The following is a 22,570-nucleotide window of genomic DNA, read 5'->3' on the forward strand; positions in this document are numbered from 1 at the left end:
GAGTGGAATTGATCCTCGTCGTCGTCGGAGCCATCCTCGTCACCGCAATCGCACATCGGCGCGGGATGGAACCCGCACTGATCATCGTGGTGATCGGCAGCGCGGTATCGTTCCTCCCCGGCTTCGAACCCCCCGAACTGGATTCGCACATCCTGCTGACGGTGGTGCTGCCACCGCTGCTGTATTCGGCGGCGCTGGACTTCTCGTTTCCCACCTTCTTCCGCAACATCCGCCCGATCCTGGGTCTCGGTGTCGGGTTGGTCGTCGTGACGGCCTTCGCGGTGGCCGCGGTGTCGTCGTGGTTGGTGTTGGTGCCGTTGACGTTCGGGTTGGCGTTGGTGCTGGGCGCCATCGTGGCGCCACCCGACGCCGTCACCGCCGTTGCGGTGGGCCGCAAGCTCGGCCTGCCCAAGCGGGTCATGGCCATCCTCACCGGCGAGAGCCTGATCAACGACGCGGCCGCGCTGACCCTGTTCTCCATCGCCGTAGCCCAAGTGGCCGGCAGCCACACTTTCATCGAGAATCCGTTTCTGTTGTTCGGGTATAGCGCCACGGTCGGGCCGTTGGTCGGTGCGCTGTTGGGCTATGTGACGTTGTGGATCCGCAAGCACCTGGACAACCCAGGACTGGAAACCGTGCAGGGACTGGTGGTTCCGTTCGCCGCGTTCATCACCGCCGAGGAGTTCCATGCCTCCGGTGTGCTGGCCGTGGTGGTGGCGGGCTTCGTCGTGGGCAACGGGGCGATGGGTGCCGGCTACCAGACGCGCCTGCAGGAACGCTATGTCTGGAATTCGGTGGACGTGCTGCTGGAAGCGTTCGTGTTCGCCTACATCGGGCTGCATCTGCGTTTCGTGCTGCAGGATCTCAACGAGGCCCACGAATCGTTGGCGGTGGTCGCCGTGGCCTCGATCATCGTCCTGCTGATCGTGCTGGTGATCCGCCCGCTGTCGGTGTTCCTGATGTTCGGACGCAACAAGCTGTCCAGCCACGTGGAGAGCAAGTTCTCCACCCCCGGTACGCGTACGCGAAAACCCAAGGCGCGCTGGCGCAGAATGATCGACCGCCGCTCGCTCAGCTGGCGGGAGAACGTCGTGGTGTCCTGGACCGGGATGCGCGGCGTGGTGACCCTGGCCGCGGCTGCCGCGATCCCGGTCACCACCGCCTCAGGCGAACCGTTTCCCGAACGCGCCACGATCCAGGCCATCGCCTTCGCGGTGAGCGTGGGCACCCTGTTGATCCAGGGCTGGACACTGCCGTTGCTGATCCGTCAGCTCAACCTGTCGCGGTTCTGTGACGACCACGCCGCGGACCGGGCAGAGGAGATCAAGGCCGAGCAAGTGGTACATGACGCGGCCGACGAGGTGCTCGACGCGTTCGAGGCCGACCCTCCCGAAGGCCTCGATCCCCGTGTGGTGACCGAGATTCGCGCGGTGATCGCACGGCATTCTCAAGATGCCGACGAGATGCCCGATCCTGAAGCACTGACCAAACGGGCCGCGGTGTTCTCGGGTCTCTATCGCGATGTGCTCGCGGCCCAGCGGGGCGCGTTGATCGCCGAGCGTGACGAGGGCCGGATCGAGGATGAGGCGGTGCGGGCCATGTTGGAACGTCTGGATCTGCAGGAGGCCGGGGTGTCGGCGCGACTGGAGAGCCGCCTCTAGCCCTCACGCGAACAGACGCAAACCGGTACCTGTTCGCATGAAAATGTCAGGGTTTGCGTCTGCTCGGCAGGGGTCAGAAGCCGCCGAAATCTCCACCGAAATCGCCGAAACCACCGTCGTCGAACCCGCCGCCGTCCCAGCCGCCGGCGTCGGTACCACCCCAGTCGCCGCCGGCGTCACCGCCGTCGACGCCACCGTCCTGGCCCGCGGCGAAACCGTCGGAATAGCCGTCACCGTAACCACTTTCGAAGCCCTGGGCGCCGTAGTCGACTCCGTGCATGCCCGAGAACAACGCGTCGAACAGCAGCACTGAACCCAGGCCCCACGCGCCGGCCACCAGAGCCGGCTTCCACCATGGTTCGGAATACCAGCCGGCGGGCACCGGCCGTCCGGCCACCCGGCCGCCGGGGTAGTAGTTCGGCGTGCGTTGCGAGGGCGTGGGGGAGGCCTCGATCTCGCGGCCCTCGAAGTTGATCCGCCGGTCCTCGGTGACGGCGCCGGCCGAGCGCTGCCCGCTCAACGACTCCAGCTCCGGACCCGGATCCATGCCCATCGCGGTGCGGGCCGCGCGCACGTAGTACAGCCCCTCGATGGCGCTCTCCTTGGCCAGCGCAGCCTGCTTGACCGTGGTGGCCTGATCGATCTGCGACGACGCTGCGGTGTAGCGCTCGGAGGCATCGGCCATGGCCTGCTTGGACGCATCGTCGGAGCCGGTGAGGTTGAGCACCTGCCCGCCCAAACGCTCGATCAGCCGGCGGGCATCAGCTTTGGCGTCGGCCAGTGACTCCGCGGAACGGCGGCTGTTCGCCTGCGACGAGCTGTAGACAGCGAACGCGATCGCGGCGATGACGAGGACGATGAGGACCAGCAAGACGCCGTTCATGGGACCCAGCGTACCGACGGGAAATGCCGAAACCCGGTCTGAAGAGCGAACTCAAATTACGCCGAGAGCGGAGTAAACCTCATTGGACAACGCGACGGTCCGCGGGTCGGCGTTGCACTTGGTGGCGTCGAAATAGTTCATCACGTACGCGTAGCCGATCCGGTGCTCCAGGTCGACGAACGCGAACGAACCACCCGAACCGCCGTGCCCGAACGTGCCGGTGTTGGGTCCGGCCACGCCTCGCTGATTGAGCATGTAGCCCAGGCCCCACCCGTGATCGGCCACTCGTGGGCCGAGGACCACGTCGGCGTCGTAGCCGCCCTGAGAGACTCGGCACCGTTCCATGTGCTCGCGGCTGAGCAGTTTCTCTTGAGCCAGAGCGTTGTAGAACGTCGCCATGCCGAGCGCGGACACATGTGCGTTGGTGCTCGGGAACTCCGCTGCGCGCCAGGCATCAATGGCGTGCACACCCAACTCATCGTCGGGCACGAAGTCCATCGACACCGCCCAGCCGGCCATCGGATGGTCACCGAGCGAGCCCGGCGGTTCGTTGACCCCGTTGTCGGCCAGCAGGCTGCGCACCGACGGTTTGTTCACCATCTCCGCGCACCGATGATGTTCGGCCGCCGGTAGCCCGATGTGGATGTCGGCGCCCAGCGGCTCGGCGATCTCGGTGCGTAGGTACTGGCCCATCGTGCGGCCGGTGACGCGACGCACCACCTCGCCGAGGATGAACCCGAACGTCACCACCTGGTAGCCCTGTGCGCTGCCCGGTGGCCACCAGGGCGTCGCGGCCGCGATCCGCGTGCAGACCGCGTCCCAGTCGGTCACCTGCTGCCAGTCCATCGGTTCGCGCGGGCCGATCACACCCGAACGGTGGCCCAGCACCATCGCAATCGTGATGGTCTGCTTTCCGGCTTGGCCGAACTCGGGCCAGTACCGGGCCACCGGGGCGTTCAGGTCGATCTCACCGCGGTCGGCCAGCAGGTGGATGCAGGTGCTCGCCAGGCCCTTGGACCCGGAATACACGCTGGCCAAGGTGTCGTGCTGCCAGGGCCGGGTGCCGGCGGCGTCGGCCGATCCACCCCACAGGTTGACCACCAGATCGCCCTCGACGAAGACCGCGACCGCGGCACCGACCTCACTGCGCTCGACGAAGTTCGATTCGAAGGCCTGCCGGACGCCGTCGAACTCCGGTGCGCACGTGCCGGCGATGCGGCTCATTACGGGCATACGGCTCCTGCACAGGTGCGGCATTACGGCGGCGATGCGCGAAACTCGACGCGCCTCATGTTCAAGATCGGCTGGTGGACCCCACCCGTTACTCACGGTAGGCCGACCGCAACCAATGAGCATCCCCACGGCATGGATCGCAAGCCATTCGAGATGGGGCCGTGATGGTTGCCGTTTGTGTTTGCCGTTATCGGCGCCGTTTGCCGCGCCGACTTCTACGTCAGGGTCGTCGATCTCGTCGGACCACGGCCCTCAGGTAGAAATCGGCGTGGCGATGTGCGGTGGTTGCGTACCTTTACGCCGATTTCGACGCCAGGGTTGTTGATCTTGTCGAACCACGGCCCTGAGGTGGAAATCGGCGCGGCGACGTGCAGCGGTTGCGGACCTTTACGCCGATTTCGACGCCAGGGTTGTTGATCTTGTCGAACCGCGACCCTCAGGTGGAAATCGGCGTGGTCATCGCCGACACAGGTCGGCCAGACCCGGCCCGGACAGCTCGGCGGCAACAGCCTGGGCGCGGCCGGTCATCGCCAGGAGCAACGCCTCCGCCGGACCATGGACCTCGGGTCCGCAGCCGCCTGACCAGTCGAGGTCGGTCGCGATCAGCCGCACACCTCTGGTGCGCCAGGCACCGCCGATCACCGGGCTGACCCGCGCGTAGGTCAGTGATGCGAACAGCGCTTCTGTGGAAAGCACGCGAGGCAACCCAAGCGGATGCCGGATGTCCTGTTGATGAATCAGGCATTCGATGAGCGCGACCCGGCAGCCGTATAGCGCGCCCGCGCCCGACGGCTCGGCACCAGATCTCATGCGCGCGCGCAGTTCGTCGGGCCCGGATGCGGCGGCCTGCAGCGCACGGTCGTTGAGTCGGTCGACCCGCCCGCGAGCGGCCAGCATCGCGGCAGTCAGGCTCAGCCGGCTCTGCCCGAGGTAGGCGACGGTGTGGGCGACGACATCGCGGACGGTCCAGCCCGCGCACAATGTCGGTGCCTGCCATTGTTGGGGAGTCAGGCCGTCGAGCAGGTCGGCGAACTCCAGGCGTTCTCGGAGGGCGAGTGCGCGGACGTTGAGCCTCATCCCCAGCCCTGACCGCCCTGCGGATAGTTCATGCGCGCCCCCCGTCGCTGAAAAACCTGACCCGATCACAAGATCTAAGCAGGCAAGGAGAGCACGCCCGGCAGTCGCCGCGGGGAAAGGCAGAAGACAGCTCCGCCGATCGAGGGGTGGATCGGCGGAGCCTGTATCTCCTACTCAGTGACCGACGGGAGTGCCGCGTCGCCCCGTGAGGCCGGTGTAGACCGCGATCAACACGATCGCCACCACAACGCCGACCACGAACGGGATGATCTGGAACCCGCCGTTGGAGTTGCTGTACCCGAAGGCAGAAGTGAGCCAGGAACCGAGCAACGCTCCGGCGATGCCGAGCAGCACCGTCATGATTGCGCTCACGTTCTGTCTACCGGGCATGATGAGCCGCGCAACGATGCCGATAATCGCTCCGACGACGATTGCGCTGATAATTGCACCGATCATCTCGTTGCCTTTCCTTCAGACCGATTTGCTTGTCATCGGTGTGATGTACCCCACTTTCCTCCAAATCTGCACTTTCGCCCAGTGGCGAGATGTAGGCGATGCACAGCAGTGGCCTACTCGTGAGCCGGCTCGAAACGGATGTGGAAAGCGGCGACCGCGGGATAATCGGCATCATGTCCGCCGTCCTCTGGGTGCTTGTCGGCGTGTTCGCCGTCGGGGTCATCGCCGGCGGGTTGTTACGGATTCGTGCCTGGCTGGCCAAGCCGGTGCCGCCCGAAGTGATCGAGGCGGCACATCGCGATGACGACAAAGACGGCTGACGCCATGAAATCCATGCTCGTCGGGATTCTGGCGGCAGGCGCTCTGTGGGGCGCGGCGCCGGCCGCTCATGCTGATCGAGTGCTGGCGCCCGTCGAGCCGCCACCAGGCAGCTCTCCATAGCCGCTGGGAAAACAAAAGAACCGCCCATCAGGGCGGTTCTCGTGGAGCGGGCGACGGGAATCGAACCCGCGTAGCTAGTTTGGAAGACTAGGGCTCTACCATTGAGCTACGCCCGCAAGTGCAGCACCAGCACTGTACCGGTGAGTCCCCGGTCAAATCCAATTGGAGCCTTCAGGCGGTCAGGCCGTAGTATCTCGCGTGGTCCTTTCGCACATCGCCGTCTGCGGATCGATCAGCACACGGGGTGTAGCGCAGCTTGGTAGCGCATCCGCTTTGGGAGCGGAAGGCCGCAGGTTCAAATCCTGTCACCCCGACCACCTCGACGAAGGCCGCCATGACCCATCACGCCCGCGGCGTCGGCCTGTCGGTACTGGCCAGCGGTCTGTTCGGATTGATCTTCTACCTCTCGGGTGTGGTCGACGCCTCGCCCCAGGCGGTGTTCGGCTGGCGCATGCTCATCATGACGGCGTGCTATTGCCTGACGCTGGCCAGCCGGACCGGACGTCGTTTACTCGCCGAACTGTGGCGCACGCTGACCCGGGCATGGTGGCTGCCGCTCGTGTTCGTCGCGACGAGTTTCCTTGTCGCAGCCCAGATGTGGTTGTTCAGCTGGGCTCCGGTTCACGGGCGCGCGCTCGACGCGTCGCTGGGTTATCTGCTGCTCCCGATCGTGCTGGTACTGGTCGGTCGCATCATCTTCAAGGAGTCGGTGACGGGTTTGCAGTGGGCGGCGGCGGCACTGGCAGTGGCCGCGGTGGCCCTGAAAATCGTTGCCACCTCAGCGATTTCGTGGGTCACGTTCACCATCTGCCTCGGCTACGCGCTGTATTTCGCCCTCCGTCGACGCTACGGTTTGGACAACCCCGCCGCCTTCCCGGTCGAGGTGGCGCTCACGGTTCCGGTGTCGGTGTGGTTCGTCATCGTGTGCCAGGGCCCGTCGTCGTTCAGCGGCTACACGGCCGTGCTGGTCGTGGGCCTGGCCGGCGCCGTGGCGATGGCCGCCTACGTCGCGGCCTCCAGCTTGCTCAGCATGCCGGTCTTCGGACTGCTGACCTACGTCGAACCGGTGCTGTTGTTCGGCGTGGCATTGCTGCTCGGCGAGCGGTTGACGGGGCTCGACGTGGTGGTCTACGCACTGCTGGCGGTTTCGCTGGTGGTCCTGGCCGTCGGCGGCTTCCGGCGCGGAGGCGAAAACCCGTCCCCACCGGTGGACGGCGACGACGGTAACGAGGAAGGATGCCGATTACGGGGGGTCGCGCCGAGTCAACTACCCTGGTCGCGAACTACGGGCGTCGTTAGAGAGAACCAATCGTGTCTCTCCGACTCGACCGCCGGTACGACAAAGACATCCAGAGAAAGATATCTAGGAGCACAAGAGTGAAGAGCACGGTCGAGCAGTTGAGCCCCACCCGGGTGCGCATCAATGTGGAGGTGCCCTTCACCGAGCTTGAGCCCGATTTCGATCGCGCCTTCAAGGCGCTGGCCCAGCAGGTCCGTCTGCCCGGCTTCCGTCCCGGCAAGGCCCCGCGCAAGCTGCTGGAGGCCCGCATCGGCCGCGGCGCGGTCCTGGAGCAGGTCGTCAACGACGCGCTTCCGAGCCGCTACAGCGAGGCCGTCACCGCCTCGGACGTCAAGCCGCTGGGTCAGCCCGAGATCGAGGTGACCAAGCTGGAGGACGGTCAGGAGCTGGCCTTCACCGCTGAAGTGGACGTGCGCCCGGAGATCACCCTGCCCGACTTCGAAGCACTGAAGATCACGGTCGACCCGATCGAGGTCAAGGACGAGGAGGTCGACGCCGAGCTGCAGTCGCTGCGGGCCCGCTTCGGCACCCTGACCGGGGTCGAGCGCGGTGCCCAGGAGGGTGACTTCGTCTCGATCGACCTGTCGGCCACCGTCGACGGCACCGAGGTGCCCGAGGCTGCCACCGAGGGTCTGTCGCACGAGGTCGGTTCCGGTCAGCTGATCGAAGGCCTGGACGAGGCCATCACCGGTCTGAAGGCCGGCGAGTCCAAGGTCTTCACCACCAAGCTGGCGGCCGGCGAGCATGCCGGCAAGGACGCCGAGGTGACGGTGACCGTGAAGTCCGTCAAGGAGCGCGAACTTCCCGAGGCTGATGACGACTTCGCCCAGCTGGCAAGCGAATTCGACACCATCGACGAGCTCAAGGAGAGCCTCGTCGAGCAGGTGAAGCGGGTCAAGAGCGTGCAGCAGGCCGAGCAGATTCGCGACAAGACGATCGAGGCGCTGCTGGAGCAGACCGAGGTTCCGTTGCCGGAGAACATCGTTCAGGCTCAGGTCGACGATGTGCTGCACAACGCGATCCACGGTCTCGATCACGACGAGGATAAGTTCGCCGAGCAGCTGGCCGAACAGGGCAGCAGCCGTGAGGAATTCGACGCCGACACCCGCAGCAATGCCGAGAAGGCCGTCAAGACCCAGCTGCTGATGGATGCCGTGGCCGACAAGCTCGACATCCAGGTCGGTCAGAACGACCTCACCGAGCGCCTGGTGCTGATGTCGCGTCAGTACGGCATCGAGCCGCAGCAGCTGATCCAGATCCTGCAGCAGAACAACCAGTTGCCGGCCATGTTCGCCGACGTGCGTCGCGGGCTGACCATCGCCGCCGTGGTGCACGCCGCCACCGTCACCGACACCGACGGCACCGTGGTCGACACCACGGAGTTTTTCGGTCCGGCCGAGGCGCAGCAGGCCGAGGGCGACGACGCGGCTGCTGACGAGTCCGCCGACGCCGACGCCGAGAAGGGCGCTGACACCGCCGAGTGACGCTGTGAGCGAACGCGCCCCCGTACGGGAGTGCGTGACGCCCCAGTTTCGTTAGTGTCGTCAGTGCCAATGCGTTTATCAAAGACGTGGAAGAAAGCAGGTATCCAGTCGTGACTGACATGCGTTCGAACGGGAGCGGGTTCAGCCTCGTCGACTCCGTCTATGAGCGCTTGCTCGCCGAGCGCATCATCTTCCTGGGGTCACAGGTCGACGACGACATCGCGAACAAGCTCTGCGCGCAGATTCTTCTGCTTTCGGCGGAGGATCCGACCAAGGACATCCACCTCTACATCAACTCGCCCGGCGGGTCGATCAGTGCCGGGATGGCCATCTACGACACGATGGTGCTGGCGCCGTGCGACGTCGCCACCTACGCCATGGGCATGGCGGCCTCGATGGGTGAGTTCCTGCTCGCCGCGGGCACCAAGGGCAAGCGTCACGCCTTGCCGCACGCCCGGGTTCTGATGCACCAGCCGCTCGGCGGCGTCACCGGTAGCGCCGCGGACATCGCCATCCAGGCCGAGCAGTTCCATGTCATCAAGAAGGAAATGTTCCGGCTGAACGCCGAGTTCACCGGCAAGTCCATCGAGCAGATCGAGGCCGACTCCGACCGCGATCGCTGGTTCACCGCGCAGGAGGCACTGGAGTACGGGTTCGTCGACCACATCATCACCAGCGCCAACATCAACGGCGCCGGACCGGGAGCAGGACTAGACAAATGACCGAGAACATTCATCCGGCATTGGACGCCCGCGTGCAGCCGCAGGCCCGCTACATCCTTCCGTCGTTCATCGAGCACTCCAGCTTCGGTGTCAAGGAATCCAACCCGTACAACAAGCTGTTCGAGGAACGCATCATCTTCCTCGGCGTGCAGGTGGACGACGCCTCGGCCAACGACATCATGGCCCAGCTGCTGGTGCTGGAGTCGTTGGATCCCGATCGCGACATCACGATGTACATCAACTCGCCCGGTGGCTCGTTCACCTCGTTGATGGCGATCTACGACACCATGCAGTACGTGCGCGCCGACATCCAGACGGTGTGCCTGGGGCAGGCCGCATCGGCCGCAGCCGTGCTGCTGGCCGCCGGCACCCCCGGCAAGCGCCTGGCCCTGCCCAACGCCCGGGTCCTGATCCACCAGCCGTCGTTGGGCGGCGTGATCCAGGGCCAGTTCTCCGACCTGGAGATCCAGGCCGCCGAGATCGAGCGGATGCGCACCCTGATGGAGACCACCCTGGCCCGTCATACCGGTAAGGACCCCGAGGTCATCCGCAAGGACACCGACCGCGACAAGATCCTCACCGCCGAACAGGCCAAGGATTACGGGATCATCGACACCGTCCTGGAATACCGGAAGCTGTCCGCGCAGAACAGCTGACGTCGCCTTCCAGCGACAACCCAAGTTCGATGGCACACGCCCTGCCCGGCCTCCCCGGTGCGGGGCGTGTGTCGTCAAAGGGATGGAAGAACTAGCCGCAAATGGTCCTGACCTGCACAAACGTCGACGCACGGTATCGTCGGCCATGGCAAATGCCAGGCAGGGACCACGTTGCGCGGCTATTCGCCTTCGCCTCACGACGACACGCCATGGTCACAGTCAGCGTGCCGACGGGTGGCGAGCCTCCAGGAGAGATATGTTCTCCTGCACATGAACAAATACCACCGGAGCGATTCGGCCCTATCGGTCGCACCGCGACGGAACGAACGGGTAGCGTCGGGTTTACGCCCGAGGTAACCCAGCAAGTGGCGTTACGACCGACTGCGAACAGGAAGTAGGACCCCCCCACATGGCGCGCATTGGAGACGGCGGTGACCTGCTGAAGTGCTCGTTCTGCGGCAAGAGTCAAAAGCAGGTCAAGAAGCTCATTGCCGGCCCGGGCGTGTACATCTGCGACGAGTGCATCGATCTGTGCAACGAGATCATCGAGGAGGAACTCGCCGACGCTGACGACGTCAAACTCGACGAGTTGCCCAAGCCCGCGGAGATCCGGGAGTTCCTCGAGGGTTACGTCATCGGTCAGGACACCGCGAAGCGAACGCTGGCCGTTGCGGTCTACAACCACTACAAGCGGATCCAGGCGGGGGAGAAGTCCCGCGATTCGCGCTCCGAGCCGGTCGAGCTGACCAAGTCCAACATCCTGATGCTCGGCCCCACCGGCTGCGGTAAGACCTACCTGGCCCAGACGCTGGCCAAGATGCTCAACGTGCCGTTCGCCATCGCCGATGCCACGGCGCTGACCGAGGCCGGCTATGTGGGCGAGGACGTCGAGAACATCCTGCTCAAGCTGATCCAGGCCGCCGACTACGACGTCAAGCGCGCCGAGACCGGCATCATCTACATCGACGAGGTCGACAAGATCGCCCGCAAGAGCGAGAACCCGTCGATCACCCGCGATGTCTCCGGCGAGGGCGTGCAGCAGGCGCTGCTGAAGATCCTGGAAGGCACCCAGGCCTCGGTTCCGCCGCAGGGCGGTCGCAAGCATCCGCACCAGGAGTTCATCCAGATCGACACCACCAACGTGCTGTTCATCGTGGCGGGCGCATTCGCGGGCCTGGAGAAGATCGTCTCCGACCGGGTCGGCAAGCGCGGCCTGGGCTTCGGTGCCGAGGTGCGGTCCAAGGCCGAGATCGACACCCAGGACCACTTCGCCGAGGTGATGCCCGAAGACCTGATCAAGTTCGGTCTGATTCCCGAGTTCATCGGCCGTCTGCCGGTCGTGGCCTCGGTGACCAACCTGGACAAGGAATCCCTGGTCAAGATTCTCTCCGAGCCTAAGAACGCTCTGGTCAAGCAGTACGTCCGGCTGTTCGAGATGGACGGTGTGGAGCTGGAGTTCACCGACGAGGCGTTGGAGGCGATCGCCGATCAGGCCATCCATCGCGGTACCGGTGCCCGCGGCCTGCGCGCCATCATGGAAGAGGTCCTCCTGCCGGTGATGTACGACATCCCCAGCCGCGACGACGTCGCCAAGGTGGTCGTCACCAAGGAGACCGTGCAGGACAACGTGCTGCCGACCATCGTGCCGCGTAAGCCGTCGCGTAGCGAGCGCCGCGACAAGAGCGCATAACAGGCAGAAGCAAAAGCCCCGCTATGGCGGGGCTTTTTGCATTCGGCGGCTTCAGGTGATGACCCGGTCCGGGCGGGTGTAGACGTTCATCGAATCGCCCCGGAGGAACGCCACGAGGGTCAGTCCGGATTGGCTGGCCAGATCGACCGCAAGCGAAGACGGTGCCGAGACAGCGGCCAGGATCGGGATGCCCGCCATGACCGCCTTCTGGGTGAGCTCGAACGAGGCGCGGCCACTGACCAGAAGCACGGTGCCCGTTGACGGAATCCGGTTGTGCTCCAGTGCCCAGCCGATCACCTTGTCGACGGCGTTGTGCCGGCCGATGTCTTCGCGGACGACGAGCGTGGTGCCGTCGGTGGTGAACAGCGCTGCGGCGTGCAGGCCGCCGGTGCTGGCGAAAACCTTCTGGGCGGCGCGCAGCTGCGCCGGCATCGCCGAGAGCACGTCGGCCGGGACCGTCGACGGATCGTCGCCAGGACAGTGCTTGCTGCTCAAGCGCACCGCGTCGAGGGAGGCTTTACCGCACACCCCGCACGACGAGGTGGTGTAGAAGTTGCGGGTCACATCCACCTCAGGCTTCGGCACGCCGGCGGCCAGCGTCGCGTCGAGGACGTTGTACGTGTTCACCCCCTCCTCGTCGGCGCCCCGGCAGTAGCGCACCGACACCAGATCCTCGCGCTGACTGATCAACCCCTCGGTCAACAGAAAGCCCTGCGCCAACTCGATGTCGGCGCCTGGGGTGCGCATCGTGACGGTGATGGGTGTGCCGTCGACTCGGATCTCCAACGGCTCCTCGACCACGAGGGTTTCCGGGCGGGCGACCGCCTGCGCACCGGTGAGATGGTGCGCACGGCGGCGCGCGGTTACCCGGCCCACTACGGTGCGCCTGTCTCGCGGCGGTGCAACCGGATCACGACGGCCTTGGACACCGGGGTGTTGGACTTCGCGGCGGTGTGGTCCAGCGGCACCAGGGGATTGGTCTCCGGATAGTAGGCCGCGGCGTTGCCGGCCGGCGTCGAGTACGGCACCAGCAGGAAGTCGTCGGCGCGCCGTTCCTGCCCGTCGAACTCCGAGATCAAATCGACGCGGTCGCCTGCCTTGAAACCCAACCGCTCGATGTCGGTGGGGTTGACGAACACCACCCGGCGCCCGCCCTTGACCCCGCGGTAGCGGTCGTCGAGGCCGTAGATGGTGGTGTTGTACTGGTCATGGCTGCGCATGGTCTGCAGCACCAGCCGCCCTTCGGGCACCGGTACCCACTCCAGCGGGTTCACCGCGAAGTTGGCTTTGCCTGTGCTGGTGCGGAATTCGCGTGAGTCACGCGGCGGGTGGGGGAGCTGGAATCCGTCGGGTTGGCGCACCCTGGCGTTGTAGTTCTCGCAGCCTGGCACCACGTCGGCGATCGCGTCGCGGACCCGGTCATAGTCGGCGGTGAACTCTTCCCACGGCACCGGGTGCTCCGGCCCCAGCACGGCGCGCGCCAGCTGGCACACGATCGCGACCTCGCTACGCAACTGGTCGCTGGGCGGGGTCAGGTTGCCCCGGGACAGATGGACCATGGACATCGAATCCTCGACCGACACCAGCTGCTTGCCGGCGGCCTGGAAGTCCTTGTCGGTGCGGCCCAGGGTGGGCAGGATCAGCGCGGTCCGGCCGTGCACCACGTGGCTGCGGTTGAGTTTCGTCGAAACCTGAACGGTCAGTGCGCAATTGCGCAACGCGGCTTCGGTGACCCTGGTGTCGGGGGTGGCCGAGACGAAGTTGCCGCCCATGCCGATGAACACGCCGGCCCGGCCGTCGCGCATGGCGCGGATGGCGTCGACGGTGTCGTAGCCGTGCTTGCGCGGGCTGGTGATGCCGAACCGGGTGTCCAGCGCGTCGAGGAATGTGTCGGGCATCTTCTCCCAGATGCCCATGGTCCGGTCGCCCTGGACATTGGAATGGCCGCGCACCGGACACACCCCGGCACCGGGCTTGCCGATCATGCCGCGCAGGAACAGCAGATTGGTGGCCTCCCCGATGGTGGCCACCGCGTGGCGCTGCTGGGTCAAGCCCATCGCCCAGCACAGCACGGTGCGCTGGGAGCCGGCCAGCAGGTCGGCGACCCGCTGCAGCTGGGCCCGGTCCACCCCGCTGGCCTCGGTCACGGTGTCGAGGTTCACCGCACGGGTTTGGGCGGCGTACTCGTCGTATCCGGCGCAGTGGGCGGCGATGAACTCGTGGTCGACGACGGTGCCGGGGGCTCGGTCCTCGGCTTCCAGGAGCAGCCGGCCCAACCCGGCGAACAGGGCCATGTCACCGCCGATGCGGATCTGGACGAACTCGTCGGCGATCGGCACACCGTGCCCGACGACGCCGTGCACCTTCTGCGGATCCTTGAACCGGATCAGCCCGGCCTCCGGCAGCGGGTTGATCGCAACGATCTTGGCGCCGTTGGCTTTTGCCTTCTCCAGCACCGAGAGCATGCGCGGATGGTTGGTGCCCGGATTCTGCCCGGCAATCAGGATCAGATCGGCCTCGGTGACGTCCTCGACAGTCACCGAGCCCTTCCCGATACCGATCGACTCGGTGAGCGCGGTGCCGGAGGATTCGTGGCACATGTTCGAACAGTCCGGCAGGTTGTTGGTGCCGAAGCTGCGGACCATCAGCTGATACAGGAAGGCGGCCTCGTTGCTCGTGCGCCCCGAGGTGTAGAACAGGGCCTCGTCGGGGGAATCCAGAGCGTTGAGATGATCGGCGATCACGCGGTAGGCGTTGTCCCACGAGATCGGCAGGTAATGGTCGTGGCCGGGAGTCAACACCATCGGATGGGTGAGCCGACCCTGTTGGGACAGCCAGTATTCGGGTTTCGTTTCGAGTTCGGTGACGCTGTGTCGGGCGAAGAACTCGGGGGTGACGACGCGTTTGGTGGCTTCCTCGGCGACTGCTTTGGCACCGTTCTCGCAGAACTCGGCGAGCTTGCGCCCGCCGTGTTCCTCGGGCCAGGCGCACCCAGGGCAGTCGAAGCCGTGACGCTGGTTGAGCCGGGTGAGCGCGGCCGCCGTTCGCAACGGCCCCATCTGCTCGACGGTGCGCTGCATCGACACCATGACGGCCTTCACTCCGGCGGCTTCCTGTTTGGCCCCGGAGGTGACGACGTCGTGGTCGTCGTAGTCGGCGATGACGTCCTCGGTGCTGCTCATGCTCCCAATCTAGCCCCTGAACCAGTCGGCCCACGCGCCGCGGAGGCGCCGCAGTATTGCCATTTCACATGCAGTGATAGACGGTAGCTATCAAGATCCGACGATTCGGAGGACCGATGGCGAGTGACGTGCAGCTGCAACATCTGGACTACCTGTTGGCGCTCGCCGCCGAGCGGCACTTCGCGCGAGCGGCCGCACGATGTCATGTCAGTCAGCCGACCCTCTCGGTCGCCATCCGTCGGCTGGAGCGGGATCTGGGCATCGTCATCGTGCAGCGGGGCCACCGGTTCGAGGGGTTCACCGAGGAAGGCCGGCGGGTGGTGACCTGGGCCCAGCGGATCACCGCCGAGCGTGATGAGATGCTCGCCGACCTCGAACGCATGCGCGGCCGGCTGACCGTCACCGCGCGGCTCGGTGCGATCCCGACCGCGGTGCCGGCCAGCCCGTTCCTCACCGCCGAGTTTCTTCGGCGCAACCCCGCGGCCTCGGTACGCATCGAGGCGTTGTCGTCGCGCGAAATCGCAAGGAAACTCGCAGATTTCGAGATCGACGCGGGATTGACCTACCTGGACGACGAGGCTCCGCCGGGAACGCGGTCGGTCGAGCTGTACCGGGAGCGCTACGTCCTGGTCGCGCCCGCCGAGGACCGCTTGTTGTCCGCGTCTGAGGTGAGTTGGTCGGAGGCCGCGGCACTCGAGCTGTGCGTGCTCACCCCCACGATGCGCAATCGGCGCATCCTCGACGCCAACATGGCCGTCGAAGGGGTTGAGTACCGGCCGGTCGTCGAGGCGGATTCGGTCGACGCGCTCTACGCCCACCTCACCCATTCGCGGCGCGCGACCATCGCCTCCACGGCGTGGCTGCCGCGGTTGGGCGTACCACCGGGTTTCCTGGTACGGCCGATGGTCCAGCACGGCCCCCAGCCCGCGATCGGACTCGTGGTGCTCGATCGTTCCCCGGCCTCCATCGTGGCGGCCGCTCTCGCCGAGGTGGCCACCGATATGGATCTCGGCGCACGTATCGATGACTGGTGGGACGAGATCGGGGTCGCAACCACCGGACGTGCGTGAGCATCACGCAACACCCGACCCACGACAATCCCTGGCGCGCTCAGCCCGGCTCGGCCGTGGGCGCGGGCTCGGCCTTGACCGGTGGCGTGGCCGCGGGGGTGTCGGGTTCGGACGGCGGTGCGGACTGCGTGACGGTCTGGCCGAAGTGCATGGTGGCTTGGGCCTCGGGCACGCTGAGCCCGGAGGAGTCACCGGGGGCGGTGGACTGCAGGCCGAGGACGGTGAAGGCCGTCGCAGCCGCCACGCCGGCGGTGCTGAGGAGCAGTTTCGTTCTCGTTTTCGTGTGCGCTTCCGTATGCATTGAGGAATACCTCTCACCATCACATCGATTACCTATGTGATTTGAAATGTCGATCTGTCGCGAGGCATTCCCTTCTCGGGCTGTGATCACGTTTCGGTCGGCGGCGGGGCACACTTCACCCATGCCAACAGAGTTCGCCCCCGGCGTGACCGTGCTGGGCAATCTGGCCGTCGACGTCATCGACGGCGCGGCACCCAGCCCGGGCGGTTGCGCCTCGTTCGCCGGACTGGCCCTGCAGGCCGCCGGAGTGCCGGGGCGGATCGTCGCCATGGGCGGCGATCACGATGTGTTCGCCCCGCTGCCGGCACAGCTCGGGTCCGCGCTGCGCATCTTGCGGTCTGACACCACGAGTGCATTTCGGCTCGACTATGACGACACGGACCACCGGAGGTTGTCGGTCGAGGCGATCGGCCCGGTGTGGAGCATCGAGGACATCGCCGCGGCCGATCCGCAGACCACCTGGGTTCACCTCGCGCCGCTGTTGCGTACCGATTTTCCCGACGCTGCGCTGGCCGCTCTCAAAGCCCGCGATCACCACATCTCTTACGACGGACAAGGGCTGGTGCGCGCTGCTCGGCTGGGTCCATTGGTCGAAGACCGTGAGTATCCGCGCGGCCTGTTGGATCACATCGACATCCTGAAACTGGCCGAGGACGAGGCGGTCACCGTCGCCGGCGGAATGTTCGATGCGGCGGCGGCCGAGCGGCTCGGGGTGCCCGAGATCCTGGTGACCTATGGCTCCGAAGGCTGCGACATCTACCTGGGGGAGCGCGTCATTCGAGTTCCGGCAGCGTGGCGGGTGCTCGGCGTCCAAACCACCGGTGCCGGCGACATGTTCACCACCTGTTACGTGGCGCGCCGGGCGGTTGGGGCGACGCCTCAGGAAGCCGCCGAGTTCGCCAGCCGGGTCGTCGCCGGTGAGTTGGACAACCGGGTGCGCGTCGAGAGAGCGTCGGACCGGCGGTAGGCGCACGACGCGGGCTACACTTGACGCATGTCAAGTTTCTGCTTGCCGGTGCTAGCCAAGAGCTACCGGCCAGTAGTGTTTTCCTTAGAGAATGACATTCTCCTAAACGTGACGAAAACCACAGTTTTGTCTCAAACTGGGCTTGTTCACGCCTGCGAACAGCATCTTCGTCCGCGGTTCCCCCGCGTGTCGGGGGTCGCCGCGGTGAAGTGCAGCCTAAGAGGAGTGCAATAATCGGTACTGGTAGTGACATCAAAATTCGGTGGACGTTCGATCCGGCGGCGCGTCACGCGACAGCGGCCCGGGAAGACGTGGTCAAAGTACGTGTGAAAGGCGGTAGCCGTGGGTGAGAACGGCAACGGCAATGGCGCCGCGCCGCGGCAGAAGCTCGAGAAGGTCGTCATCCGCTTCGCCGGCGACTCCGGCGACGGTATGCAGCTGACCGGTGACCGCTTCACTTCTGAAGCTGCACTGTTCGGCAACGACCTGGCGACCCAGCCCAATTACCCCGCTGAGATCCGTGCGCCACAGGGCACGTTGCCCGGTGTGTCGTCGTTCCAGATCCAGATCGCCGACTACGACATCCTCACCGCCGGTGACCGCCCGGACGTGCTGGTCGCGATGAACCCGGCCGCGCTGAAGGCCAATGTCTCGGACCTGCCGCGCGGCGGTCTGATCATCGCCAACTCCGATGAGTTCACCAAACGCAACCTCGCCAAGGTCGGATACGACAGCAATCCGTTAGAGGATGACACGTTGTCGGACTACGTGGTGCAGTCCGTTGCGATGACGACGCTGACGCTCGGTGCCGTCGAGGCGATCGGCGCCACCAAGAAGGACGGCCAGCGCGCCAAGAACATGTTCGCCCTCGGTCTGCTGTCGTGGATGTACGGCCGCGAGCTCGAGCACAGTGAGTCGTTCATCCGGGAGAAGTTCTCCCGCAAGCCCGATGTGGCCGAGGCCAACATCCTGGCCTTGAAGGCCGGTTGGAACTACGGCGAGACCACCGAGGCATTCGCGACCACCTACGAGGTGTCACCGGCCAAGCTGAAGTCCGGTGAGTACCGGCAGATCTCGGGCAACACCGCGTTGGCCTACGGGATCGTGGCCGCCGGACACCTCGCCCAGATCCAGGTCGTCCTGGGCACGTACCCCATCACCCCGGCCTCGGACATCCTCCACGAACTGTCCAAGCACAAGAACTTCAACGTGCTGACGTTCCAGGCCGAGGACGAGATCGCCGGTATCGGCGCGGCCATCGGCGCCTCCTACGGCGGTGCGTTGGGCGTGACGAGCACGTCCGGTCCGGGTGTCTCGCTCAAGTCCGAGGCGATCGGCTTGGCCGTGATGACCGAGCTGCCACTGGTCATCATCGACGTGCAGCGTGGCGGGCCGTCGACGGGTCTGCCCACCAAGACCGAGCAGGCCGACCTGTTGCAGGCGTTGTTCGGCCGCAACGGCGAGTCGCCGGTGGCGGTCCTGGCGCCGCGGTCACCGTCTGATTGCTTCGACATCGCGGTGGAGGCCTCACGCATCGCGGTCGATTACCACACCCCGGTCATCATCCTTTCCGACGGCGCGGTCGCCAACGGCTCGGAGCCGTGGCAGATCCCGGACATCAGCAGCTACCCGCCGATCGAGCACAAGTTCGCCAAGACCGGTGAGCCGTTCGCGCCGTATGCTCGCGACCCCGAGACCCTGGCCCGCCAGTTCGCAGTGCCGGGTACCGCAGGGCTCGAGCACCGGATCGGTGGTCTTGAGGCCGCCAACGGCTCGGGCAACATCTCCTACGAACCCAAGAACCACGACCTCATGGTGCGGCTGCGCCAGGAAAAGGTCGCCGGCATCGCCGTGCCGGACCTGGAGGTCGACGACCCGACGGGCGACGCCGAACTGCTCATGCTGGGCTGGGGCAGCAGCTACGGACCCATCGGCGAGGCTTGCCGGCGCGCCCGGCGCAAGGGCATCAAGGTGGCCCAGGCCCATCTGCGCCACCTCAACCCCTTCCCGGCCAACCTCGGGGAGGTGCTGCGCCGCTACCCGAAGGTCGTGGTGCCGGAGATGAATCTCGGCCAGCTGGCGCTGCTGCTGCGCGGCAAGTACCTGGTCGACGTGCAGTCGGTGACCAAGGTGGAGGGCATGGCCTTCCTCGCCGACGAGGTCGAGGGCATCATCGATGCGGCGCTGGACGGCACGCTCGGTGAGAAGGAAGCGGACAAGGCCAAGTTCGCGCGGCTGGCAGCAGCCACCATCGAGGAACCTACTGAGTCGAATGCTGTGGGAGCGAACGCATGACTGACTTGATCGGCGCAGACCTGGGGCTGACAGAGGCTCTGACCAAGAACTCCCTGGTCCCCACGACCGACCAGCCGCAGAAGGGTAAGGACTTCACCAGTGACCAGGAGGTCCGCTGGTGCCCCGGTTGCGGTGACTACGTCATCCTCAACACCATCCGTAACTTCCTGCCGGAGCTGGGTCTCAAGCGCGAGAACATCGCGTTCATCAGCGGCATCGGCTGCTCCAGCCGGTTCCCGTACTACCTGGAGACCTACGGCTTCCACTCGATCCACGGGCGTGCCCCGACGATCGCCACCGGTCTGGCGCTGGCTCGCCCGGACCTTTCGGTGTGGGTTGTCACCGGTGACGGCGACTCGCTGTCGATCGGTGGCAACCACCTGATCCACGCGCTGCGTCGCAACGTCAACCTGACGATCCTGCTGTTCAACAACCGGATCTACGGGCTGACCAAGGGGCAGTACTCGCCGACCTCGGAGACCGGCAAGGTCACCAAGTCCACCCCGATGGGCTCGTTGGACTACCCGTTCAACCCGGTGTCGTTGGCGCTGGGTGCCGAGGCCACGTTCGTCGGCCGCGCGCTGGACTCCGACCGCAAGGGCCTGACCGAGGTGCTGCGCGGGGCGGCCGAACACCGCGGTGCCGCGCTGGTGGAGATCATGCAGGATTGCCCGATCTTCAACGACGGCTCGTTCGACGCCCTGCGCAAGGAAGGCGCCGAGGAGCGGCTGATCAACGTCAGCCACGGCCAGCCCATCACGTTCGGCGCCGACGGCGAATACTGCGTCGTCAAGTCCGGTTTCGGTCTCGAGGTGGCCAAGACCGCCGACGTCGCAGCCGCCGACATCGTGGTGCACGACGCGCAGATGGACGATCCGGCCTACGCGTTCGCGCTGTCGCGCCTGTCCGAGCAGAACCTCGACCACATGGTCATGGGTATCTTCCGCCAGGTGAACAAGCCGACCTATGACGACGCCGCGCGCCAGCAGGTCAACACGGCGATCGAATCCAAGCCCCATGACACGGCGGCTCTGCAATCCTTGCTGCGTGGCAAAGACACCTGGACTGTCGACTAGTTGCGCTGAGAAGACCGAACAACAAGATCTGAGCACAGCCCCGCTCGCCGCGGTAGTTCTGGCGGGCGGGGCTTCGCGTCGTATGGGGCGCGACAAGGCGACGTTGCCTTTTGACGGCTCGACGATGGTCGAACGCGTGGTGGCCGCGGTGAGCGTGCGTTGTGCGCCGGTCTTCGTGATCGCTGCCCCGGGCCAGCCGTTACCCGAGCTGACCGCCGAGGTATTGCGCGACGAGGTGCGTGGGGTGGGGCCGCTGGTCGCGACAGGTCGTGGGCTGCGTGCCGCGGCGAAGGCCGGCCTGGACCGGGCGTTCGTCTGCGCGGTGGACATGCCGTACCTGCAGCCGGACCTGATCGACCGCCTCGCGTCGTCGGCCGAACGGATCCCGGCTGACATCGTGCTGCCCTGGGACGGCCGGGATCATTACCTGGCCGGGATTTATCGCAGCGCGCTCGCCGAGCAGATCGCCGTGCTGGTCCGCGATGGCCACCGCAGCATGCGGTCGCTGGCCCTGGCTGTCGACACGCAACGCATCGTCATGGAGCCGCAGCGCGCGTTGACCAATGTCAACACCGCGGGTGATCTCCCGACTACCTGACTATTGGGTGGTTTCGTCCAGCAAATTGCGAATTACGCCCGCAACACGGCTGAATTCATCGCTCTCATCGTATCGATAGATAATTCGTCCGTATTTGGAGCGGCGCAACCGGGTTCAATTCAGGACGCGGCGGTCGCCGCGGTGTGCCGGTAGTGGATGAAACCCGCTGTCATTCAGTGCCTTTCGGCATCATATGCCCACGGATAATGCGACGTGAGTTTGACGTTCGGGGGTGCTGAGCATGTCTAATTTCGTGTCGTACGGCTCTGACCGTTGGGTTTGCCTCGCGGCGCGGCCGGTGCATCTGCGGGGTGGTAAGTCAAGAACGGATCGGTGGATCGCACCGAAGGCTGAAATGCCATGCGGTGCAGTCTCATAGGAGTTCGCCGTAGATCGGCGCCCGCGCGACACGGGGTGCGGCGCACGGGCGCGAGCGTACCTCGAAAGGGTCGAAATATGTTGGGGCCCAACTTGTTCAAGGCGGATGGTCGGTGTCCGGAGTGGTTCCCGCGGTAGCGAACAGAATCCGCACCGCCACGAGGCCATCTGACACCGCCCAATGGCATCTACCTGCGCTTTCGTACTTCCGACCGCGAACGCCCTTGTTTGCCGAGGGGAAAGCAAGTGGGCCACCTCACAAAAACTCGGTGATCTGCCTCACCTTTTGTTTGCGCCGATCACGAAACGGTAACGGCCCGATATCGGCGGCTGACCTGCGCAAATGGACTGTCTTGGGTCTTGTTATCTGTCCGTGATCTTTCCGCTATTGCTTCTAGATCGGGATGACTTCCGTCCGAGACCTTTGTACGGTCCAAAGCGACTCCGATACGGAGCAAACAATTTCAACACCAAGAACCTGCGTGTGAGTGGGGCCGCGGTGGCGAAGACGCCCGACGCGGGGGCCCGGGCCTGATCCCGGGCCGGGCACTGTGGCCCTCCCTTTTGCGCCTGACCGAGACGGCGCGAACCACCCCCTCCGGCCTGGATACAGGCTGCCGCACCCGCGTGAGCGGGTGTTGTTGGCGCGCGCTTGGCGAAAGGAACGAAGTGAAGAACATCCGCAAGACGTTTGGGCTGGGCATCATCGCCGGAGCGCTGGCTGTGGCTCCGGTGGCACTGGGTGCCGGCACCGCCAATGCGGACAGCGTGAACTGGGACGCCGTCGCGGCGTGCGAGTCCGGTGGCAACTGGGCGATCAACACCGGTAACGGCTACTACGGCGGTCTGCAGTTCACCATGGGCACCTGGCGGGCCAACGGTGGATCGGGCTCGCCGCACCATGCCTCCCGCGCGGAGCAGATCCGCGTGGCCGAGAACGTGCTGCGCACTCAGGGCATCGGCGCCTGGCCGGTGTGTGGCAAGCGAGGCTAGTGCAAGGCGGCAATACGCCGACGACTACGCGTCAGGAAGCGGGGGGGGGGGGGGGGGGGGGGCCCGCCGGCGTGGGTCGCCAGGGCCGCCGGGGGGGGGGGTGCGCC

Annotated in this window: 19 protein-coding genes, 2 tRNA genes and 1 pseudogene; 14 read left to right on the forward strand and 8 right to left on the reverse strand. The window is 65.7% G+C overall.

What is annotated here, in order from left to right; genetic code table 11:
* Window positions 1-2 precede the first annotated feature (2 nt).
* On the forward strand, window positions 3-1,661 hold the full coding sequence (locus A5733_RS21855) for a sodium:proton antiporter (protein ID WP_076241643.1): 1,659 nt from the start codon (window positions 3-5) through the stop codon (window positions 1,659-1,661).
* A 73-nt stretch (window positions 1,662-1,734) separates the two neighbouring features.
* On the opposite strand, the gene A5733_RS21860 is transcribed toward A5733_RS21855, so the two are convergent.
* The 4 genes from A5733_RS21860 to A5733_RS21875 all read right to left on the reverse strand — a co-directional run bounded on the left by A5733_RS21860 (window position 1,735) and on the right by A5733_RS21875 (window position 5,310).
* On the reverse strand, window positions 1,735-2,544 hold the full coding sequence (locus tag A5733_RS21860; protein ID WP_076241644.1) for a hypothetical protein: 810 nt from the start codon (window positions 2,542-2,544) through the stop codon (window positions 1,735-1,737).
* A 51-nt stretch (window positions 2,545-2,595) separates the two neighbouring features.
* Window positions 2,596-3,777 carry a serine hydrolase domain-containing protein gene (locus A5733_RS21865; RefSeq protein WP_369806667.1) on the reverse strand — a complete coding sequence of 394 codons (1,182 nt, stop codon included), beginning with the start codon at window positions 3,775-3,777 and terminating at the stop codon, window positions 2,596-2,598.
* A gap of 456 nt (window positions 3,778-4,233) precedes the next feature.
* Window positions 4,234-4,854: a maleylpyruvate isomerase family mycothiol-dependent enzyme gene (locus A5733_RS21870; RefSeq protein ID WP_076241645.1), complete on the reverse strand. Its 621-nt coding sequence runs from the start codon at window positions 4,852-4,854 to the stop codon at window positions 4,234-4,236.
* Between the two features lie 174 nt (window positions 4,855-5,028).
* The gene (locus tag A5733_RS21875; RefSeq protein ID WP_067767337.1) at window positions 5,029-5,310 is read right to left on the reverse strand and encodes a GlsB/YeaQ/YmgE family stress response membrane protein; all 282 of its coding nucleotides are present in this window, start codon (window positions 5,308-5,310) and stop codon (window positions 5,029-5,031) included.
* Between the two features lie 173 nt (window positions 5,311-5,483).
* Between A5733_RS21875 and A5733_RS27765 the strand changes: the two genes are divergently transcribed.
* A complete protein-coding gene (locus A5733_RS27765; RefSeq protein ID WP_175616374.1) occupies window positions 5,484-5,630 on the forward strand; it encodes a hypothetical protein in 147 nt (48 codons plus the stop codon).
* 163 nt (window positions 5,631-5,793) lie between these two features.
* Here A5733_RS27765 and A5733_RS21885 read toward each other — a convergent pair.
* A tRNA-Gly gene (locus A5733_RS21885) sits at window positions 5,794-5,867 on the reverse strand.
* A gap of 124 nt (window positions 5,868-5,991) precedes the next feature.
* On the opposite strand from A5733_RS21885, the gene A5733_RS21890 reads away from it, so the two are divergent.
* The 6 genes from A5733_RS21890 to clpX all read left to right on the forward strand — a co-directional run bounded on the left by A5733_RS21890 (window position 5,992) and on the right by clpX (window position 11,603).
* A tRNA-Pro gene (locus A5733_RS21890) sits at window positions 5,992-6,068 on the forward strand.
* Window positions 6,069-6,085: 17 nt separating this feature from the next.
* The gene (gene rarD / locus A5733_RS21895) at window positions 6,086-7,132 is read left to right on the forward strand and encodes an EamA family transporter RarD (RefSeq protein WP_076241646.1); all 1,047 of its coding nucleotides are present in this window, start codon (window positions 6,086-6,088) and stop codon (window positions 7,130-7,132) included.
* Entirely contained in the window at window positions 7,129-8,535 is a 1,407-nt protein-coding gene (gene tig / locus A5733_RS21900; RefSeq protein ID WP_076241647.1) for a trigger factor, read from the forward strand. Before rarD ends, tig begins: the two co-directional genes overlap by 4 nt.
* Before the next feature lie 119 nt (window positions 8,536-8,654).
* Window positions 8,655-9,257: an ATP-dependent Clp protease proteolytic subunit gene (locus tag A5733_RS21905; protein ID WP_067767400.1), complete on the forward strand. Its 603-nt coding sequence runs from the start codon at window positions 8,655-8,657 to the stop codon at window positions 9,255-9,257.
* Window positions 9,254-9,913, forward strand: coding sequence for an ATP-dependent CLP protease proteolytic subunit ClpP2 (clpP2, locus tag A5733_RS21910; RefSeq protein ID WP_067767403.1), 660 nt, complete (start codon window positions 9,254-9,256; stop codon window positions 9,911-9,913). Before A5733_RS21905 ends, clpP2 begins: the two co-directional genes overlap by 4 nt.
* Window positions 9,914-10,322: 409 nt before the next feature.
* Window positions 10,323-11,603 carry an ATP-dependent Clp protease ATP-binding subunit ClpX gene (gene clpX, locus A5733_RS21915; RefSeq protein WP_066898342.1) on the forward strand — a complete coding sequence of 427 codons (1,281 nt, stop codon included), beginning with the start codon at window positions 10,323-10,325 and terminating at the stop codon, window positions 11,601-11,603.
* A gap of 51 nt (window positions 11,604-11,654) precedes the next feature.
* Here clpX and fdhD read toward each other — a convergent pair whose 3' ends face one another.
* Window positions 11,655-12,479 carry a formate dehydrogenase accessory sulfurtransferase FdhD gene (fdhD, locus tag A5733_RS21920; RefSeq protein ID WP_067767405.1) on the reverse strand — a complete coding sequence of 275 codons (825 nt, stop codon included), beginning with the start codon at window positions 12,477-12,479 and terminating at the stop codon, window positions 11,655-11,657.
* A complete protein-coding gene (locus A5733_RS21925) occupies window positions 12,479-14,785 on the reverse strand; it encodes an FdhF/YdeP family oxidoreductase (protein ID WP_076241648.1) in 2,307 nt (768 codons plus the stop codon). The genes fdhD and A5733_RS21925 overlap by 1 nt, the downstream gene beginning before the upstream one ends.
* Window positions 14,786-14,901: 116 nt before the next feature.
* Between A5733_RS21925 and A5733_RS21930 the strand changes: the two genes are divergently transcribed.
* The gene (locus tag A5733_RS21930; protein ID WP_076241649.1) at window positions 14,902-15,855 is read left to right on the forward strand and encodes a LysR family transcriptional regulator; all 954 of its coding nucleotides are present in this window, start codon (window positions 14,902-14,904) and stop codon (window positions 15,853-15,855) included.
* Between the two features lie 40 nt (window positions 15,856-15,895).
* Here the strand turns inward: A5733_RS21930 and A5733_RS21935 are convergent, their stop codons facing one another.
* Window positions 15,896-16,099, reverse strand: a complete 204-nt coding sequence (locus A5733_RS21935) for a hypothetical protein (protein WP_142254143.1) — start codon at window positions 16,097-16,099, stop codon at window positions 15,896-15,898.
* 178 nt (window positions 16,100-16,277) lie between these two features.
* Between A5733_RS21935 and A5733_RS21940 the strand changes: the two genes are divergently transcribed.
* The 5 genes and pseudogenes from A5733_RS21940 to A5733_RS21960 form a co-directional block, all read left to right on the forward strand.
* Window positions 16,278-17,123, forward strand: coding sequence for a PfkB family carbohydrate kinase (locus A5733_RS21940; RefSeq protein ID WP_233152758.1), 846 nt, complete (start codon window positions 16,278-16,280; stop codon window positions 17,121-17,123).
* Window positions 17,124-17,465: 342 nt separating this feature from the next.
* Window positions 17,466-19,418: a 2-oxoacid:acceptor oxidoreductase subunit alpha gene (locus tag A5733_RS21945; RefSeq protein WP_067767414.1), complete on the forward strand. Its 1,953-nt coding sequence runs from the start codon at window positions 17,466-17,468 to the stop codon at window positions 19,416-19,418.
* A complete protein-coding gene (locus A5733_RS21950; RefSeq protein ID WP_067767416.1) occupies window positions 19,415-20,494 on the forward strand; it encodes a 2-oxoacid:ferredoxin oxidoreductase subunit beta in 1,080 nt (359 codons plus the stop codon). The genes A5733_RS21945 and A5733_RS21950 overlap by 4 nt, the downstream gene beginning before the upstream one ends.
* A 28-nt stretch (window positions 20,495-20,522) precedes the next feature.
* On the forward strand, window positions 20,523-21,092 hold the full coding sequence (gene mobA / locus A5733_RS21955) for a molybdenum cofactor guanylyltransferase (protein ID WP_076241657.1): 570 nt from the start codon (window positions 20,523-20,525) through the stop codon (window positions 21,090-21,092).
* 1,137 nt (window positions 21,093-22,229) lie between these two features.
* Window positions 22,230-22,463 (forward strand): annotated as a pseudogene (locus A5733_RS21960) (transglycosylase family protein); the annotation flags it as partial.
* Between the last annotated feature and the right edge of the window lie 107 nt (window positions 22,464-22,570).

Origin of the sequence: Mycobacterium sp. NS-7484 (genome assembly GCF_001953975.1) — a bacterium.
Classification (GTDB): Bacteria; Actinomycetota; Actinomycetes; order Mycobacteriales; family Mycobacteriaceae; genus Mycobacterium.

Bases quoted from the DNA above. Each gene is read 5' to 3' on its own strand.
- rarD (WP_076241646.1), top strand. From the start codon at position 6,086: ATGACCCATCACGCCCGCGGCGTCGGCCTGTCGGTACTGGCCAGCGGT.
- A5733_RS21865 (WP_369806667.1), bottom strand. From the start codon at position 3,777: ATGCCCGTAATGAGCCGCATCGCCGGCACGTGCGCACCGGAGTTCGAC.
- A5733_RS21860 (WP_076241644.1), bottom strand. From the start codon at position 2,544: ATGAACGGCGTCTTGCTGGTCCTCATCGTCCTCGTCATCGCCGCGATC.
- A5733_RS27765 (WP_175616374.1), top strand. From the start codon at position 5,484: ATGTCCGCCGTCCTCTGGGTGCTTGTCGGCGTGTTCGCCGTCGGGGTC.
- A5733_RS21875 (WP_067767337.1), bottom strand. From the start codon at position 5,310: ATGATCGGTGCAATTATCAGCGCAATCGTCGTCGGAGCGATTATCGGC.
- clpP2 (WP_067767403.1), top strand. From the start codon at position 9,254: ATGACCGAGAACATTCATCCGGCATTGGACGCCCGCGTGCAGCCGCAG.
- A5733_RS21950 (WP_067767416.1), top strand. From the start codon at position 19,415: ATGACTGACTTGATCGGCGCAGACCTGGGGCTGACAGAGGCTCTGACC.
- A5733_RS21930 (WP_076241649.1), top strand. From the start codon at position 14,902: ATGGCGAGTGACGTGCAGCTGCAACATCTGGACTACCTGTTGGCGCTC.
- A5733_RS21905 (WP_067767400.1), top strand. From the start codon at position 8,655: ATGCGTTCGAACGGGAGCGGGTTCAGCCTCGTCGACTCCGTCTATGAG.
- A5733_RS21940 (WP_233152758.1), top strand. From the start codon at position 16,278: ATGCCAACAGAGTTCGCCCCCGGCGTGACCGTGCTGGGCAATCTGGCC.
- clpX (WP_066898342.1), top strand. From the start codon at position 10,323: ATGGCGCGCATTGGAGACGGCGGTGACCTGCTGAAGTGCTCGTTCTGC.
- A5733_RS21925 (WP_076241648.1), bottom strand. From the start codon at position 14,785: ATGAGCAGCACCGAGGACGTCATCGCCGACTACGACGACCACGACGTC.
- A5733_RS21870 (WP_076241645.1), bottom strand. From the start codon at position 4,854: ATGAGGCTCAACGTCCGCGCACTCGCCCTCCGAGAACGCCTGGAGTTC.